The organism is Fibrobacter sp. UWR4 (genome assembly GCF_003149045.1).
In the GTDB taxonomy this organism is placed as follows: Bacteria; Fibrobacterota; Fibrobacteria; order Fibrobacterales; family Fibrobacteraceae; genus Fibrobacter.
The window spans coordinates 1-17,885 of sequence record NZ_QGDU01000013.1 but is presented as its reverse complement, the minus strand read 5'-3'; the positions used below and the strand labels follow the sequence as shown (position 1 = coordinate 17,885).

The window sequence follows — 17,885 nt, the reverse complement described above, 5'->3', positions numbered from 1 at the left end:
TTTAGTGTTTTTTTTATAAAAACTGTTCTTTTGTGCATTAAGATCGGTGATTCTTCAAAACGGTTCCGGAAAAGGGAATTGGTTTGACTTGCTAAGTGAGTTAAATCACATTTCGTCTCGTATTTTTCTCCTGGCGTAAAAAAAATGTAGGTTCACTCGATTTTTCTGTCATTTTAGTTATATTTCTCACGTCGTTACGAAACGATAAACTTATCCTTAAGGAGTATAACAATGAAAAAAGGTATCATTACCCTTCTCTGCGCCGGCATGGTTGTTCTGACCGGTTGCTATGGCAAGAACGCATGCTTCGAAAAGCTGCATCAGTGGAACGGCTCCCTTGGTAACAAGTGGCTGAACTCCATCGTTCACTTCTTCCTGATGTGCTTCGGTGTATATCCGATCTGCCTCGGCCTCATCGACGGTCTCGTTCTGAACACTGTTGAATTCTGGACCGGTTCCAATCCTCTCGCTGCTGGCGACTCCTACTTCGAAAAGGACGCTCAGGGCAACACCATCGCAGCTGTCAAGAACGCTGACGGTTCCATGACCGCAGAACTGACCACCGCTGCTGGCGAAAAGGCTACCATCACTCTCCAGCGCGACGAAAACGTTGTCCGCGCTCTCGACGTTGAAGGCAACCTCGTTGCTCAGTACGAAATTGCTAAGTAATCCAATTACTGCATAATTTTGTAAAAGTGCCCCTGGCTTAAGCCAGGGGTTCTTTTTGTCTACAAATAACTGAATGATATCTGTCTAAGGAGGAACTTTAGTTCCCCTTAGACAAAAAAGGAAAGACAAGCAGGCTCTGCTTGCGAAGTCGCATCCTTTTTTTGGGGGGCCAGGGGGCGGAGCCCCTTGTAACTTAATACGCGCCTTCGCCCTTAAACACGACCTTGAAGGTCTTGAGAATCAACTTGAAGTCATCCCCAAGTTTGCCGTCGCGACGGATGTAGTCGTTGTCCAGACGCATCTGGCCTTCGAAGCTAATGTTGCTACGGCCGCTAACCTGCCAGATGCAGGTAAGACCGGGGGTCACGGACAGGCGCATGCGGTGCCACGGTTCGTATTCCGCCACTTCGGAAGGAATAGGAGGACGGGGACCCACAATGGACATATCACCCTTGATGATGTTGAAGAACTGGGGCAGTTCATCAAGGCTGAACTTACGAAGAATGCGGCCGAACGGATAGATGCGGGGGTCGTTCTTCATCTTGAAAGTCTTACCACCGGTTTCGTTCTGGGCCATCAACTCCTTCTTGCGTTCTTCGGCATCCACATACATGCTGCGGAACTTATACATCATGAACAGTTTGCCGTTACGGCCCACTCGGATCTGCTTGAAAATAACAGGTCCCTTAGGATCGCTGAGTTTCACTGCGGCAGCACAGAACAGGAGCAGTGGGGAGCAAAGAACGATTGCCGTACTGGTGCAGACCACGTCCACGATACGCTTGATGACATGGCGGTAACGGATCTTGTGAGGATGCTGCCAGATATGGTCCAGGTTCAGACGCTGCAGGCTGAAGAAGCTGCCGTTGGTGCTGTTGAATTCGTCCAGTTTGTCCTGCTGTTCCAGAGCGTCCTTTTCGGTAAGGCCGCTATAAATGTAGGCCTGGAAGATGGGACGCTTGGGCTTGATGCGGAGAGCCTGGATCAGGCCTGCATCGTTTAACTTGTGGAGAATTTCCTTGCGGATGGCTTCCAGCTTGGAAAGGTCGGAGTTTAGGAGAATGATGCCGATGCCGCTACCATCGTCCAAATACCCAAGAACGTCAATAAAACGTAGGTGGGAGAACATGGTAAGAAGGCTAATGCGCCAGGTCTTGCTGACGGTAACATCATTACTTGCCCAGCCGAAGATGTCGTACTGGTGGGAATAAATCTTGATGAACAGGAAGGGCTTGCGGGTGCGGTTGGCTCGCAAGAATTCCTCGTTGAGCCTCGCCCTGAAGAGGCGGGCCGGATAGACAATATTTTTCAGCTTCTGCTCGTTGAGCAGGTTGTCAATAGCCGGATTAGAGCTCGCTTGTTCCATAATTCCAAATTTAGAATAAAAAGCCAGTGACGTGGCCAGGAAAGAATTCAAAACGTGCCTAACTAGAGGGGGACTGTTTTTTTTATTGATAAGTTGTTGCTCAAAAAATATAAAACAAAAGAAAACAAAGGAAAAAATGTATTTTCAATTGAAATGGTTTCTTTTTTGGGGTGCTTCGTAGGGGGCAATCTTACTTAAAGCAGCGGGGAGCCAATGGGATTTTTTCTATCTTGCATAGGGTAAATTTTTAAAATGGAGACGCTCTATGTTGCGTATTGGTCTTATTGGTACAGGTACCGTCGGTGGCGGTGTTATTCAGATTCTTGAACAGAAGATTGCCGAATATAAGGAAAAGCTCGGTGTTGAAATGGAATTGGCTTGCATTTGCGCCAAGTCCGACGAAGAAGTGGCTCCTTATAAGGCTAAGGGCTATAAGACTTCTACCAATGCCGACGAAATGATCGCTTCCAATGATATCGACGTGCTGGTGGAACTTGCCGGTGGCTACAATATGCCCCGTAAGTGGATCCTTGCAGCCCTTGAAAACGGCAAGCATGTGGTTACCGCAAACAAGGCTCTCTTGGCTAAGTATGGCCATGAAATCTTCCCCCTGGCAGCTAAGAAGGGCTTGCATGTGTTGTTCGAAGCTGCTGTTGGCGGTGGCATTCCTATTATCCGTAGCCTTCAGGAAGGTCTCCTGGGTTCTACCGTTGAAAACCTGAGCTGCATCATTAACGGTACCTGTAACTACATCCTGTCCCGTATGGCAGAAGAAGGTCTGGACTTCGACGTAGTTCTTAAGGATGCCCAGCGTCTCGGTTTTGCTGAAGCCGATCCCACCTTCGATATCGAAGGTATCGACTCCGCTCACAAGACTGCACTTCTTGCTTCCCTTTGCAGCGGTCATCGCGTAGACTTCGAAAAGATTCATGTGACCGGCATTTCCAAGATTACCGCCCAGGATATCGCTATCGCCAAGGAACTTGGCTGCTGCGTAAAGCTCCTGGGTATTTACCGCCGTGAAGGTGACCGTGTGGACGCTCGTGTCCATCCGTGCCTGGTTCCCATGGAACATCAGCTGTCCAGCGTAAATCGCGTTCTCAACGCAGTCTACCTCCAGTGCGACAACCTGGGCGAAACCCTCCAGACTGGAGCTGGTGCAGGCCGTCTTCCCACCGCTTCTGCCGTTGTAGCCGACCTGGTCTCCCTGGCTCGCTCCACCGACTGCGGTTCCCGCAAGGCTCTGCCCATGGGTTGGTTCAACGTGGAAAATTCCGCAACGCTCGTTCCCATTTCCGAAACTTCCGCACGTTACTACCTGCGCTTCACTTCCCGTGACGCATGCGGCGTGCTGGCTAAGATCACCAAGATCCTGGCCGACAACAACATCTCCATCGAAACCATCATCCAGAAGAACGTTAAGGATCCGGGTAAGGTTTCCGTGGTTGTCATTACCGAAAATACCCAGGACAGCAAGGCTCAAAAGGCTGTGGATGCCATTGACGCTCTCGCTGAAATCGTGGAAAAGAGCCAGGTCATTCGTTTCTTGGCATAAAAAATCCGGGTCGGGGTTTTCCCGACCCTTTTTGAATTTATCCTATTGGTGTCATTATGATTCGAGCTACCACATTGGAAAGAATCCTCGTTATCCTGTCGGATTTCGTGGTGTTGTCCATTTGCTTTGGCTTGGCGTTTTGGGTTCAGTTCCATAGCGGTTGGATTGTCGATAAGTTCGACCCTACGAAGTCCTTTGCGGATTACTACCACATGGGCCTAGTTTTGAATGTCGCCTGGCTTGTGCTGTTTACTTGTGCGGGTCTTTATCGTTCCTGGCTCCTGCAGTCCAGGACACACCAGATCCTGCGAGTGATTCGTGCTGTGGTTATCGGAATTGTCTTGATTATTCTTTGCCTGTTCGGTGCTGAATTCATTGGCAAGGTGATGTCCAATGAACCCTTGAGCAGCGGCTATCTGTATGGATCCCGTTTCCCCTGGATCTTTATCTATGGTGGATTCTCCCTGAGTCTGGTGGCTGTTTTCCGTATGGCTATTTATGGATGTCTTCGTGGTCTCCTGCGTCATGGATATGGTGCCAACAATATTTTGGTGCTGGGTGCTACGGAAGCTGGTCGCAAAATTGCCGAGGATTTGGCTCGGACTCCGGAGCGTGGTCAGCGAGTGATTGGCTTTGTGGATGAACGTTTTCAGGTGATGGAAAAGGAATTTGCAGGTGCGCCTGTGCTAGGCAAGTATTCCGATCTGCCTGTCCTCATCAAGAAGTATAAAGTCTCTGGTATCATTATCGCTCACGAAAGTAACTCTCCCCAGGAAATCATGCGTATCCTGGTGTGGATTTGCGAATGTCCTCTTCATATTTATTTGGTTCCCGAACTTTATCAGGTGATTAGCGGTCAGTTCAAGGCAAATCTTGTTTATGGTTTTGAACTGCAGGAACTTTTGCCCTTTACGATGCCTCCCTGGCAGGTTCGCGTAAAGCGTGTAATCGATATTTTGTTCGGAACATTCCTGGGTATTTGTTCCTTGCCCATTTGCCTGCTGACGGCTCTCGCTATTAAGCTGGACGACAAGGGACCTATCTTCTATTCCCAGGAACGTATTGGTCTTTATGGTAAGCCCTTCTATGTGTACAAGTTCCGTACCATGCGTACCGATGCCGAAAAGTTCGGTGCCCAGTGGGCGACCAAGAACGATCCTCGCATTACTCGCATTGGGCGGTTCCTGCGTAAGACTCGTATTGATGAACTTCCCCAGATTTTGTGCGTGCTGAAGGGTGACATGAGCATGGTGGGACCTCGCCCGGAACGAGCTGTATTTATTGGTAAACTTCGCGAACAGATTCCGTTCTACATTAGCCGTCTGAAGATGAAGCCGGGCCTTACGGGCTGGGCTCAGGTGTGCCACCATTATGATACTAGCACCGAAGACGTGAAGATTAAACTTAAGTATGATATGTATTACTACGAGAACATGAGTCTGCTTTTGGATTTCCAGATTCTCGTTCGTACTGTTTATGTTGTTTTAACAGGAAAGGGCGCACAGTAGCTATGAGGTCGTTCGCTGTGCTCACTTTGAGACATGAGGTCGGGCTTCGCCCTAGAGGTTGTAAGTATCCTCATACCTCAGAGCGAATGAAATGAGCGACCCCATACCTCATACCAAAACGTTTATATAAGGACCTTGATTATGTACGGTGATAATTCTACTCCGGTATTTCCTACAGAAGATGCTTTGACCATGATTCGTCTGGCCTTGGCTGAAGATGTTCGCACTGGTGACGTGACCAGCATGTGGACTATTCCTGCTGACCAGAAACAGCACGCACGCCTCATCGCCAAGGAAGATGGCGTTGTGGCTGGCCTTCCCATTATTGAACTGGTGTTCAAGGAAATGAAGGCAAACGCAACTGTTACCCTTCACAAGAAGGATGGTGACGTGGTGAAGAAGGGTGACCTAATTGCCGAACTGGATGGTACTACCCACGAACTCTTGACTGGCGAACGTACCTTGCTGAACTTCATTCAGCAGCTCTCCGGCGTGGCAACTGTGGCCCACACTTTCCAGGAAGCTTTGAAGGGCGGCAAGACCAAGGTTCTTGATACTCGTAAGACCATTCCTGGTTTCCGAACCTTGCAGAAGTATGCTGTTCGCGTTGGCGGCGGCTCTAACCATCGAATGGGTCTCTTTGATATGGTGCTGGTGAAGGACAACCATATTGCTGCCGCCGGTGGCGTGCTGGAAGCTCTTGCCGTGGTGAAGAAGAATAATACCCAGAACCTTATGGTAGAAATGGAAGTGGAAAACTTCGATCAGCTCCGCGCACTTTTGAACAAGGGCGTTGACGTTATCATGCTGGACAACATGAGCAACGAAACTATGGCGGAAGCTCTGAAGATCATCAAGGAAAGTGGCGACAAGTGCCTGGTGGAAGGTTCCGGAAACATGACTCTGGAACGTGCCAAGGAAATTGCGACTCTCGGTCTTGACTTTATTTCTGTCGGCGCACTCACTCACAGCGTGAAGGCCCTTGATATTTCCATGAGGATATAACGCTGCGCGAGTAGTTAGTAGACAGAAGGAAGTAGACAGTTGAAGTCGGATAGTAAAAAGGTTGTGCGCAAGACTCGCGGCAAGGAGCCGGTAATCTGCGTGGTGGACGTAGGTAACTCCCACACCGTACTTGGTATCTTCAAGGGTACCAAGGTGGTGGATTACTGGCGCCTCACTACCCGCAAGGAAACGACTTCTGACGAAGTGATGAACAAGGTGGGTGGCCTTCTAGGCTTTTCCAAAATCAAAACGGATGAGATTACTCATGTTGGCCTATCTACGGTGGTGCCTGCATTGGAACGTCCGTGGATTAAGGCTCTGGATTCCTTGCTGAAGAAACGTGTGCAGGTGGTGAATTCCAAGAACTGCATGGGTTTGCGGATTAATTATCAGAATCCGTCTATGGCAGGCGCTGACCGTCTGTGTAACGTAGTCGCCATGCGCGAGGCGGGCTTCAAGAATGCGATTATTGTGGATATGGGGACCGCCACCACATTTGACGTCATGAAGGATGGCGCCTTTGCAGGTGGCGTGATTATTCCCGGTATTAACGCAAGCTTGGACGCCTTGACGGAGAAGGCAGCCCGACTGCTTCCGGTGACCATCGAATGGCCCGACGCAGTTGTTGCGGACAACACGGATGACGCCATTCGTGCAGGTCTTCTGTATGGTTTTCTTGCTCAGCTGGAATTCCTGATTGGAAAAATAAAGAAGGAAATTGGCTGCGACGATATGCCGGTTTATGCGACCGGCGGATGGGGAAAAACGATCGCTCGAAGAACATCTCTGATTGACAAGTATGATCCATTCCTGACGCTGCGAGGAATTCGCCTAGTGGCCCTGAACGGGGACGCGACGAATATCAATAGCGAGGAATCGCGAGACACCGAGGAAGAATAAGTTTTCTCAAGTAAGAAGGAGAAATATAGGTGCAGAAAAATCTTTTAAGGAATCTGTCGGAACATAGGACCGTAATCTTTCTGATGATGTGTCTTTGTGTTCATGTATTCAATATCTTTTTCTTCGGGAAAATAGGGCTGTTCCCTCTTGCGGTTCTTAATGGCGTCAGTTCTTGCCTGTATGTAATTTTCATCCTGTTCATGAGGAAAAGCGAAAATCTCAGGATTTCCTTCGCCTACTTCGAAATTATCATTTTCTCAGCTCTTAGTGAATTGACTTCTGGTGGTCACTTTGGTTACTTGAACTTTGTCATCGGAATGGTGGCTGTCATATTCTTCCTGCTCCCCTCCGAAAATAGGAAGAAATATGTGTACCAGTTTATTGGGGCTATCTGCGCGGTGGCCATTAGTCAGATCTCCATTTACAATTTTTCGTTCCATCCGGAGTTGATGGATACGGTTCTTGAATACAAGTCTCTTGTAAATAGCATCAATCTCGTTATTACTCTGTTTACCCTTTTCTACCTGTCTAATCTTTATCTGGTTGAACTTCGTACTACTAGGGAAAAGCTGGACTACACCAGCAATCACGACATGCTGACAGGCCTTTACAATCGTCGTTTCTTTGAAGGCATCATGAAGCGTAGCAAGGAAGAAAAGGAACGTTCCTTCTCCGTGGCCATGCTGGACGTGGATGACTTCAAGAAGATTAACGACACCTACGGACACGAAACGGGTGACAGGGTCCTGTCTGCCGTCAGTAAGTGTATTGAATCCTGTCTGCCGTCCAATGCAGTGGCGGTCCGCTGGGGTGGTGAAGAATTCGTGCTTTACTTGCCGCAAATCGATAACTCCCATGCCTTGGATATTTTAAGTTCTTTCCGTGCCAAACTGGCCGACCAGGTAATTTACCATAAGGATACCAGGATTGCAATTACTGTGACAATCGGTCTTTGTACTGGTGAAAATATTGCGGAATACGAGGATTACATCCGTCAGGCGGACGAAAAGCTTTATTGGGGTAAGAAGCACGGCAAGAACCAGATCGTTAAGTGATAACGAATCTTTTATAAGCTATATTATGCTCATATAATTGGAGCTTAATATGCGCTGTTTAGTTACTGGTGGTGCGGGTTTTTTAGGAAGTCATCTTTGTGAACGTCTCCTGAATGATGGTCACGAAGTCATTTGCTTGGATAACTACTTCACTGGCCGTATGGCTAATGTGGCACACCTTCGTGACAACAAGTGCTTCGAACTGATCCGTCACGATGTGACGGAACCGATTCTTCTGGAAGTGGACCGCATCTTTAACTTGGCATGCCCCGCAAGCCCGGTGCATTATCAGTTCAATCCTGTAAAGACTATCAAGACCAGCGTCATGGGCGCAATCAATATGCTGGGCATGGCCAAGCGTGTGAAGGCTCGCATTCTCCAGGCAAGTACCAGCGAAGTCTATGGCGATCCTGCGATTCACCCGCAGACAGAGGATTACTGGGGAAACGTGAATCCCATCGGAATCCGCAGCTGTTATGATGAAGGCAAGCGCGTGGCTGAAACCCTCTTTATGGATTACCACCGCCAGAACAATGTGGATATCCGCATTGTCCGTATTTTCAATACCTACGGTCCCCGTATGTTGCCCAACGATGGCCGCGTGGTTTCCAACTTTATCGTGCAGGCTTTGCAGGGCCAGGACATCACTATCTATGGTGACGGTTCCCAGACACGCAGCTTCTGCTATGTGGACGACCTGATTGAAGGCTTTGTACGCATGATGAACCAGGACAAGATTATTGGCCCTGTGAACATCGGCAATCCCGGCGAATTCACCATGCTGGAATTGGCCAAGGAAGTTCTGGACCTTACCGGCTCCAAGAGCAAGATTATTTATCAGCCTCTGCCGGGGGACGATCCGAAGATGCGTCGTCCGAACATTGACTTGGCAAAGAGCGCTCTCGGCTGGGAACCTACGATTCCTCTGCGCAAGGGCCTTGAAAAGACCATCTGCTATTTTGATGAACTGCTGAAGGGCTAGTCTAGTAATGATGAATAAAGCGGGCGGAAACGCTCGCTTATTTCGTCTTGCAGCCTACAACGCTACAAATGGGACATTGATCGACTTTATGACCCGCGGCCTTGCAGTAGGTTCTTCCGAATAAAATAATTTGCAAGTGTTTCTTTTCCCAGTCTTCGGGAGGGAAGATTTTCTTGAGATCGGCTTCGGTACGTTCTACGGTGCTCCCGTCGGAAAGTCCCCAACGGGCGGCGAGACGATGGATGTGGGTGTCCACGGGAAAGGCTGGCGTGTTGAAGGCGTGGATCATCATGACGCTTGCGGTCTTGTGCCCTACGCCTGGTAACGCTTCCAGCTCCTCGAACGTGCGGGGAACTTCACCACCGTATTTTTCCACGAGAATCTGGGAAAGCCTGAAAATGTTCTTGCTCTTGTTTTGATAAAGTCCGCAAGTCTTGATGTAATCTGCAATTTTTTCGACACCCAGGGCGACCATCTTGGCGGGAGTATCGGCTACCTTAAAAAGTTCTGCGGTAACTACATTGACTCGTGCGTCGGTACATTGGGCGCTTAGGGCAACAGCCACAAGCAAAGTGAACGGATCGCTGAAATTCAATGGAATAGGCGGGTTAGGAAACAACTCGTCCAGTTTTTCGTTGATGAAGGTGATACGTTCTTTCTTTGTCATTAGGCGTCGCGAGTGAAGTCCTGCTGCATGTTGAAGCTGGGCATTTCATCATGGGGACGACCCACCTGAACTGCGGGCACGCCTGCGTAAGTGGTGTGTGCGGGAACATCGCTCACCACAACGGCGCCTGCACCAATCTTGGCTCCGTCGCCAATGTGGATGTTGCCTAACAGCTGGGCATGTGCGCCTACCATGACGCCTGCTCCAAGCTTCGGGTGACGATCACCCACCTCGTTGCCGGTACCACCTAAAGTAACGCCGTGAAGCAGGGAGACATTGTTCCCGATAACAGCAGTTTCACCAATCACAATATTGGTGGCGTGGTCAATCAAAAGGCCATAGCCGATTTTTGCTGCCGGGTGGATGTCCATGCCGAACTTGCGACTGATAATACTCTGGAGCATTTTGGCGGGGAAGGAACGACTTTCTTCCCAGAGTACGTGGGCGACGCGGTAAGCCTGTAATCCCTGGAAGCCCTTGAAGAACAGGAGCGGTTCCAGGTAACTGGTACATGCTGGATCTCGCAGGACGGTGGCGTGCAAGTCCTTGGCTGCACTGGTCAAAAGTTCCGGGTACTTCTCGTACAAAATACGGAACATTTTTTCCAGCTCCGCTCTATCAATGACTTCACCGGCAAGCTGACAGGAGAGGGTCACTCCCAGCATTTCTCCAAAGCTCTTGCGACATAGGATCTGTTCGTTGAGCATCAGTACAGAAAGGGGTTCCCTCTGCACCAGTTCCAGGGCTTCTTCACGAATGGATTTTTCTATGTCGACGATATTCATTTCTTTTCCTTGACAGGTTCTTCTTCTTCAAGAGTGGGAATGACCTTGTTTTCCTGGCAGAGATTTTCTTCACGAATTTTGAAGGAGAAGTCAACCAGGTTGTTCTCGAACATTTTCTGGTAGGGCTTCTTTTTCTGGACGCCTTCCAGAGCGCAGGTGCAGTAGTTAATGCGCTGGACCAGTTCCGTCTGGTTACGGGGGGCTTTCTGGCCCGCGAAAACGCATTCGTGCATAATGGCGTATTCCATGGCTCGATCATAGCGATACTTGCACTTGTTGGGAAGGTCCGGCTGGGCGGCGATCTTTTCGATGGTGCCAAGCGCAGGGATGTCATTCAGTAGCTTGCAAGTGACGTAACCGCCAATGAAGAAAAACAGACCGCCGGCAAGTACGATAAGAAAACGCTTGCCGCGTCCAATCTTGTTGAAGCTACGACCGACAGCCTCGAAGGTTTGGGTCGCGTGGAATTTGACTTCATCTAAATCATTATTTGCCATATCTTTCAACCTAGCAAATGAGGGGTTAGACTTCCTTCAATGTCCAGACTTCGGGAAGAGTTCTATAGTCTTCGTTGAAGTCCAATCCATACCCTACCACGAATTCGTTTGCGATTTCGAAACCGACAAAATCTGCGTGGTAGTCTACGGTGCGGCGTTCTTCCTTGTTCATGAGAACGCAGGTGCGAAGGTCTGCGACTCCAATTTCCTTTAGCATGGAAACTAGGGTACACATGGTGTTGCCCGTATCCAGGATGTCGTCTATGACCAATACGCGCTTACCTTGAAGGTCCAGTTTCTCAAGGCCTGAGACCTGGAGCTTTCCGCTGGATTCCATTCCAGATCCATAGCTGGATGCCTTGATGAATGCGATGTGGTGCTTGGTGTTAGCCATGGCTCGACACAGGTCTGTCGTAAACATGAACGCGCCGGTAAGGGCGGACAGGATTACGTCAAACTCGAAGGTCGCGCTGATCTCTGCAGCCAGTTCCTTGACTCGGGTCTGGATCTGCTCTGCAGATATCATGGGCTTTTCGGACATCACGTACACTTTTTATACCTCGAAGTTCAGCCAGCTGAACATAGGCTTCAGGCCCACAAGCTTGCCTTCGGGATTCTTGATGTATTCCTTGTAGAAGGGGAACACCTTATTCTCGAGGCTAGTCTTGTCAATACCCAGCTGGAGCCAATCTGCAACAGTAATGAGCCCCGTGATGTGATCCACGGTTGCCTTGTTGTACTTTCCGGATACAGCGTCAATGAGTTCGGAAAGCTTTGCAAAGAAGATGCGGCCAGTACCACCAAAGCTGAAGGTGGTTTCCAGGCGCTTGGCTTCATCAATCAAATCACGGATTTCATCAAACAAGCTCTTGTCATCCTTCTTCAGGTACTGGAGAGCCATGTGGTGAATCTTGGAGTTGATTTCCAGGGACAGGATCTTACGGAGAGTATCCGGCAGGGTGTGGTCGGGGTCGGCCAAACTGTCGATGGAAAGTCCGTGAGAAAGGGCGAAGCTGGAGAAGGACTTGGTAATGGAGGTCAGGTCCTTGTGAGTGGTAATCTGGTTGATTCGACGCAGGGAGTCGCTCATCAGGTCGCGCATACGGACCACATAGGCGGTGGGGTATTCGCTCTGGAGTTCCTCGGTGCTCATGTTCGGATTCTCTACGAACTTCAGTTCGTTCTTGTCGTTCTCGCCATCGGCAACAACGATGTTGATTCTACCGAGGGAATCTGTAATGACCAGGACGGAAGCGACGCGGGATTCGCCAATGAGCTTGTCCTTGTATTCTGCACGGACCAGAGTCTGGTTGTCATTGCTTGCAATCTTGGTTGCGACCATACGGTCGTCCGCATTTTCGTAGTCGTTTTCCAGGTTCAGGTGGAAGATGGCTGCGCGTTCTGCCATCTGCTTGACCACAACGGGAACTTGTTCTTCGGCGTAGCGGGTAAAGACTTCCGCACCGTTCCACTTGTGTTCGTTACTGGTGGCGCGGGCAAGAATGCTCAACACCTGGTTACGGATGTGGTGGTCGCGGGGGAGGAACGGTTCCAGAAGTTCCATGGCACGGAGGGTGTAGCGCATGTTCTGAACAGGTTCCAGACCTTCAATATCATTGAAGAACCAACCGCAGCTGGTGAAACTGAACAGGCAGAACTTCTGGATTTCCAGAAGACGGATGGCCTTGGCGCACATGTCCTCGTTATCCGGCTGCTTGACGGTTGTCTTCAGGAATGTCTTGATACGTTCCTTGTCTTCGGGAACGACCAGCGTCTGGACATAGTTATTGCGGGCGTCCCAGGGATTGACGTTGGAAATCTTTGCGAACTCGCGGACGAAAACGTCGTCTGCCAGTTTCTTCAGGTGGTTAAAGGCGTCGCGGAGAGGACCGCGCCACTTCTGGTTCCAATCGGGGCCGCCGCCAGTGGAGCAACCGCAGTCGCGATACCAGCGGCCTACACCGTGAGCGCAGCTCCAGGCGCAACCTTCGCTGTGGAAATTCTTCAGGAGAACTTCATGTTTAGGCGGGAACTTTTCCAGGAACCAACCGTAGTTCACCGGTACCATGTTGTTTTCCGGTGCGTAATGGTTGTACAGCCATGCGGCGCACATGTCGCCAAAGGGTTCATGGTGACCATAGGATTCGCCATCGGTACCGATGCTTACGAGCTGAGCTTCTTCTCGATTTTCATCCCATGCATCCTTGATGCGGCGACCAAAGGTGCCTGCGTCGCGGAGCAAATGTTCAAAACCCACTGCGGAGGAAAGCCAGGGATTGTAGAAGAATACATCCAGGTAACCATCGCATACCAGGTTGCCTTCCTTATCGCGAGGATAAATGCGGTAAGGACGAGTGGTGTCAATGTCGGTGTTGCTGCAACCGGTCCACTCTTCATCGCCCAGCTTGCGGAAGGAATCTGCCTGGGTGGGGGAGAGAATGGTAAATTTGATGCCAGCCTTGATGAGTTCAACGACGGTTTCGAAGTTGATGGCTGTTTCTGCCAACCACATGGCTTCCGGCATACGGCCGAAATGGCTCTTGAAGTCTTCAATGCCCCAGTGGATCTGAGTCTTCTTGTCTTCTGCAGAAGCAAGAGGCATGATAATGTGGTTGTAGACCTGGGCAATGGCGTTGCCATGACCCAAGCGTTCAATGCTACGCTTGTCTGCTTCCTGGATGCGTTTGTAGGTATCCGGAGTATGGGTACGGATCCAGCCCATAAGAGTGGGACCCATGTTAAAACTCATGAAATCGTAGTTGTTGACGATGTCTACGATGCGGCCGTTTGGGGAAAGAATACGGCTTGCGGAGTTAGGGCTATAGCATTGACTTGCAATACGATCGTTCCAGTCATGATTGGGACGTGCGCTGGGCTGGTTTTCAATGACTCCGGTCCAGGGGTTTTCGCGGGGCGGCTGATAGAAATGGCCGTGAATGGTAAAGTACAAAGGATGCTTTTCAGACATAATAACACCAAATATTTTTCGCAAAAGATAGAAATTTGGTTTAGAAATCTTTTCATAAAGTCTTGTACTACGTGGCTTTGCAGCAACCCTCGTGGATAAATGTTCCATGGGGATTTATGTCGCATGTGTTTAAAATCACAAAAACACGCCTATATTCATGTTGACTTGAGTTCAGCTCTCATGAAGTGGTGTTTTTGAGAGCTTTTTGCACAATATGGTGCTATGGGATTGATATGAAAAAACAATTATTTAAGCACTTGGCAGTGGCCGGCGCGTTCTTGTTTGGAGCAGCTTCTAATGTAAATGCTGCGCCAGATCCGAATTTCCACATCTACATTGCCTTTGGCCAATCCAATATGGCAGGAGCCGCGGGCGCTGCAGAACCTGAAACGAAGCCTTATCCCCGTTTCAAACTTTTACCTTCAATGAATTGCCCGGCCAAGGGACGCACCTTGGGTGTTTGGACCGATGCCACGTCTCAGTTGGCAAATTGCGATAATCCGCCTAGTATTTCTGTGGCAGATTACTTTGGTCGTACTTTGGTGGATTCTCTGCCTGACGTGACAGTGGGTATCATTTCTGTTGCTGTGGGTGGTACCGCGCTTAAGTTATTCGATAAGGACAATTGGCAAGCTTATCTCGAAGACCCTGCCCGTCAAAAGGAAAACTGGATTATCAACTGGGCGAAAGCTTACGATAGCAATTTGTACAAACGAATTATAGACCTTGCAAAGATTGCCCAAAAGGATGGCGTCATCAAGGGTATCATTGTTCACCAGGGCGAATCGGACTGGAACAATAATCATTGGGCCGAAGACCTCAAGAAAATTCGCGACGACATGCTGAAGGATCTTGGGCTTAGCTCCGATACGGTTCCGCTGCTTGCAGGAGAAATGCGTGAAGATGGTTGCTGCAGGAGTTTTAGTACAAGCCAGGTGCAGCGCATTACCAAGGTGATGGACAATGCTTGGCCGGTTTCTTCATCCGGTCTTGGAAGTGCTGGCGATAGTTATCATTTTAACCGCGCCGGTTACATTGAATTTGGTAAGCGTTACGCTAAGGTGATGCTGGAACATATGAACCGTGTTTCTGTTCCGCCGTCTCCTCATACTCCTTTCAAGGGTGTTGTTGCGGAAATCCCGGGCAAGCTCCAGGTGGAAAATTATGATGAGCCCGGTGTTGGTTCCATCGGAAAATCCTACTTGGATAACGATTCTGAAAATAAATCCAAGGCCTACCGCAATGATGGCGTAGACATTGAAGAACTTTCAGCAGAGCCTGGTTCTTATGTGATTGGCTACACTGAAAAGGGCGAATGGCTTAAATATACCGTGAAAGTTGCTGACGCTGTAGATTACTCTGTAACAGCTCGTGTGGCCAGTGCCGCAAAGGGTAGTGCGTTTCACCTGGAGTTAGACGATAAACCCATTACAGATACCGTCAAGGTGGATAGCATTGGTGGCTGGGGTGATTACAAGGAAATTACCTTTAAAACTTCGGAAATCGCTGCTGGCGAACACGTACTGAAGCTTGTTATTGACGGCTCCTACGTGAATATCGACTGGCTGGATTTTGCAAGTCGTGCAGATACTACCGCAACTATCGGCAACAAAGGTATGCGACTGGAACTTGACAAGTCTGCAACTTATAAGGTCTTTGACATTAACGGAAATTATTTGGGTGAAAGCGAAGGTGCCAAGGTTCGCAATCTGGGCAAAGGCGTGTTCATGCTAAAAGGTAGCGGAAAAACAATGATGATCCGCAACGTGGAAAAGTAAGGAACCGCAAAAAAACTGAAAAAACTGCCGCGACTTACGTCAAACGGCAGTTTTCTTTTTTATAGTTAATTTGCTACTGCGAACAGCGCGGCTTTATTGAACGTTCACAACCTTGTTTAAGGAGTTGCTGCCCACTATAGCTCGGAGAATGTACTTGCCGCGGGGCAGGGTGGCTGTGCTAACGGATAGCGTTCCTGCGTTGATGTTTCCGCGAACGATGTTCATGGCGAGTTTTCCGTGAAGGTCGTAGAGTGCTACGGCGCCCCTGCCTGCAGTAGGAATGTTCATCTGGATGGTGTTTCCAATAACGTCAATGTTCATGGAACCTGCAATCAGCTGCCTACGGTTTGCAATGACCTTGCTTGGGGCGATGATGGCGCCTTCCGTAGACTTGTCTGCAACAACCTTGTCCCAGCCAGGCATGTCGTCCAAGGCAATAATGCGTTCATCATCCAGGTTGCGTTTCCACATGTCAGTAGAAGTCTTTTCCAGGAAGTTCCCGCTCCAGGTCTGGCTCCAAGTCATCCAGTAGCTCCAATAGGATTTGTCTTCCGCAATGCTGTCGATGTCGGGAATGGCGCCGTTTTCGCTAAGGGCGATCATCTTGTCGGTTCCTACTTCCTCGATAATTTTATTCCAGTAGTTGGCTGCGGAATTGTGGTTGTTTAGCGGGTCGTAAATATCCACGGCAACGATGTCCACATATTCTGCGCCCGGATACCAGGCGCCATTGAGGGCGGAATAGTCATAACCGAACTTGGGATCCGTATTGATATTCCAGACCCAGATCAGGTTCTTATTCTTGTTCACATTCACCATGCGGTCGAAGACAAGACGCCAGAGCTGAACGTAACATTCGGGAGAGCCTACGCCCCACCAGAACCAGCCACCGCTTGCTTCGTGCAGGGGACGCCATACCACGGCGATGCCCTTTTCTTCTAGCTGCTTGAAATAGCCGGAAACAATATCTACGTCGGCGACGATGTCCTTGTATTCTTGGGATGTTTCATCGATTTCTGCGCAGGATTCGCCCTTGAACGCCTTGGTGTAGTTGAAACAGGTGTTGTTTTCTGCGGTTCCAGCAACGTCTTCGGTACAGCCTGCATTCTTGAAACCCTGCATCTGGGTGTAGAAAACGGTGTCCTTGCCAACCTTCCAGTGCCAGGTATAAGTGGGAATGCCGCCCATGTTCCACAAGTCTTCAGTCATGACCAGATTATTCTCAGTATAACCTCGGAACCAGCCTTCTTCGTGATGTCCGCCTGCTGCGAACAGCATATCAAATCCGCCGATGGCAGGGTAGTGTCCGGAACGCTTGTAGAATTCCGCAATATCGGTCTGACCCTTCCAGGTGTCTTCGCCATTCAGGAACTTGCAGGAATCCTGAGGGGTACATTCTGCGGCGGAAAGCAACTTCATGTTGCCATAATCATAATTGAAATTCTGGTCACTGATCATCATGCCACTGATGGTCTTCTTCATGAAATTATCCCGAAGGAAAGTCTTTACCTTCATGGCACTTTCTGTAGCATTAGGCGTTACGGGAAGGGCGCTAATCTTGAATTCCGGATCCGGATGGCGGCCTACGGAAATGTAGTCCACACCGATGGCACCGTTGCCCACTGTAATGGTGTTTTCGCCCGCTTTCATCTTGGCGGAAGCGGTAATGACGTAAGCGGAATCGCAGTTGCGGGGCGTGGTGAGCATGGAGCCCACTTCCGCATCGTTCACCAGGATTTTGGAGGTTGTCCAGTCGTACTGCTTGATCAAAACCTGGGTTTCGATATCGTACATGGCTGTTTCATCCACCTTGACGGTAAAGGTCATTGCAGCCCCTACCTTCACGTACTTTCCACCGGAATATTCATCTCCGGTCAGGATATCGCCTGCGGTGACTCCTGTCTGTTCTTCTGCTTCGTACTTGACTGCATCTGCGGCGGAGGCTACAGCGGCAATGCCCATCAGGGCTGCTAAAGTTAATTTGATTCCCATAAACATACCTTTTTTCAAACGCGGATTCTCATCGTCAAGTAAATCCGATCTAGGCTGAAAACAAAAAAAAATCCCTAGAAAGTGAATTCTAGGGATGGTTAGGTTTCTAACTTGCGTTTTCGACCAAGAAAAGGACAAGCGATGAGACTTAACCGAGA

The 17,885-nt window shown here is 49.4% G+C and carries 15 protein-coding genes; 8 read left to right on the top strand and 7 right to left on the bottom strand.

Features of this window, described 5'->3' with window-relative positions; translation table 11 throughout:
* The first annotated feature begins 231 nt into the window (after positions 1 to 231).
* The gene (locus BGX12_RS06805) at positions 232 to 669 is read left to right on the top strand and encodes a DUF3332 family protein (protein ID WP_109735339.1); all 438 of its coding nucleotides are present in this window, start codon (positions 232 to 234) and stop codon (positions 667 to 669) included.
* Between the two features lie 193 nt (positions 670 to 862).
* Here the strand turns inward: BGX12_RS06805 and BGX12_RS06800 are convergent, their stop codons facing one another.
* Complete coding sequence (locus BGX12_RS06800; protein WP_109735338.1) at positions 863 to 2,035, bottom strand: sugar transferase; 1,173 nt, start codon at positions 2,033 to 2,035, stop codon at positions 863 to 865.
* A 265-nt stretch (positions 2,036 to 2,300) separates the two neighbouring features.
* On the opposite strand from BGX12_RS06800, the gene BGX12_RS06795 reads away from it, so the two are divergent.
* The 6 genes from BGX12_RS06795 (at position 2,301) to BGX12_RS06770 (ending at position 9,040) form a co-directional block, all read left to right on the top strand.
* A complete protein-coding gene (locus tag BGX12_RS06795) occupies positions 2,301 to 3,590 on the top strand; it encodes a homoserine dehydrogenase (protein ID WP_109735337.1) in 1,290 nt (429 codons plus the stop codon).
* Positions 3,591 to 3,646: 56 nt separating this feature from the next.
* Entirely contained in the window at positions 3,647 to 5,098 is a 1,452-nt protein-coding gene (locus tag BGX12_RS06790) for a sugar transferase (RefSeq protein WP_109735336.1), read from the top strand.
* Positions 5,099 to 5,239: 141 nt separating this feature from the next.
* Entirely contained in the window at positions 5,240 to 6,103 is an 864-nt protein-coding gene (gene nadC, locus BGX12_RS06785) for a carboxylating nicotinate-nucleotide diphosphorylase (protein WP_109735335.1), read from the top strand.
* 39 nt (positions 6,104 to 6,142) lie between these two features.
* The gene (locus BGX12_RS06780) at positions 6,143 to 7,003 is read left to right on the top strand and encodes a type III pantothenate kinase (RefSeq protein WP_233246292.1); all 861 of its coding nucleotides are present in this window, start codon (positions 6,143 to 6,145) and stop codon (positions 7,001 to 7,003) included.
* Between the two features lie 83 nt (positions 7,004 to 7,086).
* Positions 7,087 to 8,058, top strand: a complete 972-nt coding sequence (locus tag BGX12_RS06775) for a GGDEF domain-containing protein (protein ID WP_109735334.1) — start codon at positions 7,087 to 7,089, stop codon at positions 8,056 to 8,058.
* A 49-nt stretch (positions 8,059 to 8,107) separates the two neighbouring features.
* The gene (locus BGX12_RS06770; protein WP_109735333.1) at positions 8,108 to 9,040 is read left to right on the top strand and encodes a UDP-glucuronic acid decarboxylase family protein; all 933 of its coding nucleotides are present in this window, start codon (positions 8,108 to 8,110) and stop codon (positions 9,038 to 9,040) included.
* A gap of 37 nt (positions 9,041 to 9,077) precedes the next feature.
* On the opposite strand, the gene nth is transcribed toward BGX12_RS06770, so the two are convergent.
* From nth to BGX12_RS06745, 5 genes are read right to left on the bottom strand one after another with little or no spacing between them, the layout of a single operon-like run.
* Positions 9,078 to 9,707: an endonuclease III gene (gene nth, locus BGX12_RS06765; RefSeq protein WP_109735332.1), complete on the bottom strand. Its 630-nt coding sequence runs from the start codon at positions 9,705 to 9,707 to the stop codon at positions 9,078 to 9,080.
* Positions 9,707 to 10,492, bottom strand: coding sequence for a serine O-acetyltransferase (gene cysE, locus BGX12_RS06760; protein WP_109735331.1), 786 nt, complete (start codon positions 10,490 to 10,492; stop codon positions 9,707 to 9,709). Before cysE ends, nth begins: the two co-directional genes overlap by 1 nt.
* Positions 10,489 to 10,989, bottom strand: coding sequence for a hypothetical protein (locus tag BGX12_RS06755; protein WP_109735330.1), 501 nt, complete (start codon positions 10,987 to 10,989; stop codon positions 10,489 to 10,491). Before BGX12_RS06755 ends, cysE begins: the two co-directional genes overlap by 4 nt.
* A gap of 25 nt (positions 10,990 to 11,014) precedes the next feature.
* Positions 11,015 to 11,530, bottom strand: coding sequence for a hypoxanthine phosphoribosyltransferase (gene hpt, locus BGX12_RS06750; protein WP_109735329.1), 516 nt, complete (start codon positions 11,528 to 11,530; stop codon positions 11,015 to 11,017).
* 12 nt (positions 11,531 to 11,542) lie between these two features.
* Complete coding sequence (locus BGX12_RS06745; protein WP_109735328.1) at positions 11,543 to 13,957, bottom strand: DUF3536 domain-containing protein; 2,415 nt, start codon at positions 13,955 to 13,957, stop codon at positions 11,543 to 11,545.
* A gap of 233 nt (positions 13,958 to 14,190) precedes the next feature.
* Here BGX12_RS06745 and BGX12_RS06740 point away from each other — a divergent pair, with 233 nt between their 5' ends.
* Complete coding sequence (locus BGX12_RS06740) at positions 14,191 to 15,735, top strand: sialate O-acetylesterase (protein WP_109735327.1); 1,545 nt, start codon at positions 14,191 to 14,193, stop codon at positions 15,733 to 15,735.
* 93 nt (positions 15,736 to 15,828) lie between these two features.
* Here the strand turns inward: BGX12_RS06740 and BGX12_RS06735 are convergent, their stop codons facing one another.
* Positions 15,829 to 17,727 carry a glycosyl hydrolase gene (locus BGX12_RS06735; RefSeq protein WP_158278188.1) on the bottom strand — a complete coding sequence of 633 codons (1,899 nt, stop codon included), beginning with the start codon at positions 17,725 to 17,727 and terminating at the stop codon, positions 15,829 to 15,831.
* Positions 17,728 to 17,885: the final 158 nt, after the last annotated feature.

Bases quoted from the DNA above. Each gene is read 5' to 3' on its own strand.
- BGX12_RS06805 (WP_109735339.1), top strand. From the start codon at position 232: ATGAAAAAAGGTATCATTACCCTTCTCTGCGCCGGCATGGTTGTTCTG.
- BGX12_RS06800 (WP_109735338.1), bottom strand. From the start codon at position 2,035: ATGGAACAAGCGAGCTCTAATCCGGCTATTGACAACCTGCTCAACGAG.
- BGX12_RS06795 (WP_109735337.1), top strand. From the start codon at position 2,301: ATGTTGCGTATTGGTCTTATTGGTACAGGTACCGTCGGTGGCGGTGTT.
- BGX12_RS06790 (WP_109735336.1), top strand. From the start codon at position 3,647: ATGATTCGAGCTACCACATTGGAAAGAATCCTCGTTATCCTGTCGGAT.
- nadC (WP_109735335.1), top strand. From the start codon at position 5,240: ATGTACGGTGATAATTCTACTCCGGTATTTCCTACAGAAGATGCTTTG.
- BGX12_RS06775 (WP_109735334.1), top strand. From the start codon at position 7,087: ATGATGTGTCTTTGTGTTCATGTATTCAATATCTTTTTCTTCGGGAAA.
- BGX12_RS06770 (WP_109735333.1), top strand. From the start codon at position 8,108: ATGCGCTGTTTAGTTACTGGTGGTGCGGGTTTTTTAGGAAGTCATCTT.
- nth (WP_109735332.1), bottom strand. From the start codon at position 9,707: ATGACAAAGAAAGAACGTATCACCTTCATCAACGAAAAACTGGACGAG.
- cysE (WP_109735331.1), bottom strand. From the start codon at position 10,492: ATGAATATCGTCGACATAGAAAAATCCATTCGTGAAGAAGCCCTGGAA.
- BGX12_RS06755 (WP_109735330.1), bottom strand. From the start codon at position 10,989: ATGGCAAATAATGATTTAGATGAAGTCAAATTCCACGCGACCCAAACC.
- hpt (WP_109735329.1), bottom strand. From the start codon at position 11,530: ATGTCCGAAAAGCCCATGATATCTGCAGAGCAGATCCAGACCCGAGTC.
- BGX12_RS06745 (WP_109735328.1), bottom strand. From the start codon at position 13,957: ATGTCTGAAAAGCATCCTTTGTACTTTACCATTCACGGCCATTTCTAT.
- BGX12_RS06740 (WP_109735327.1), top strand. From the start codon at position 14,191: ATGAAAAAACAATTATTTAAGCACTTGGCAGTGGCCGGCGCGTTCTTG.
- BGX12_RS06735 (WP_158278188.1), bottom strand. From the start codon at position 17,727: ATGGGAATCAAATTAACTTTAGCAGCCCTGATGGGCATTGCCGCTGTA.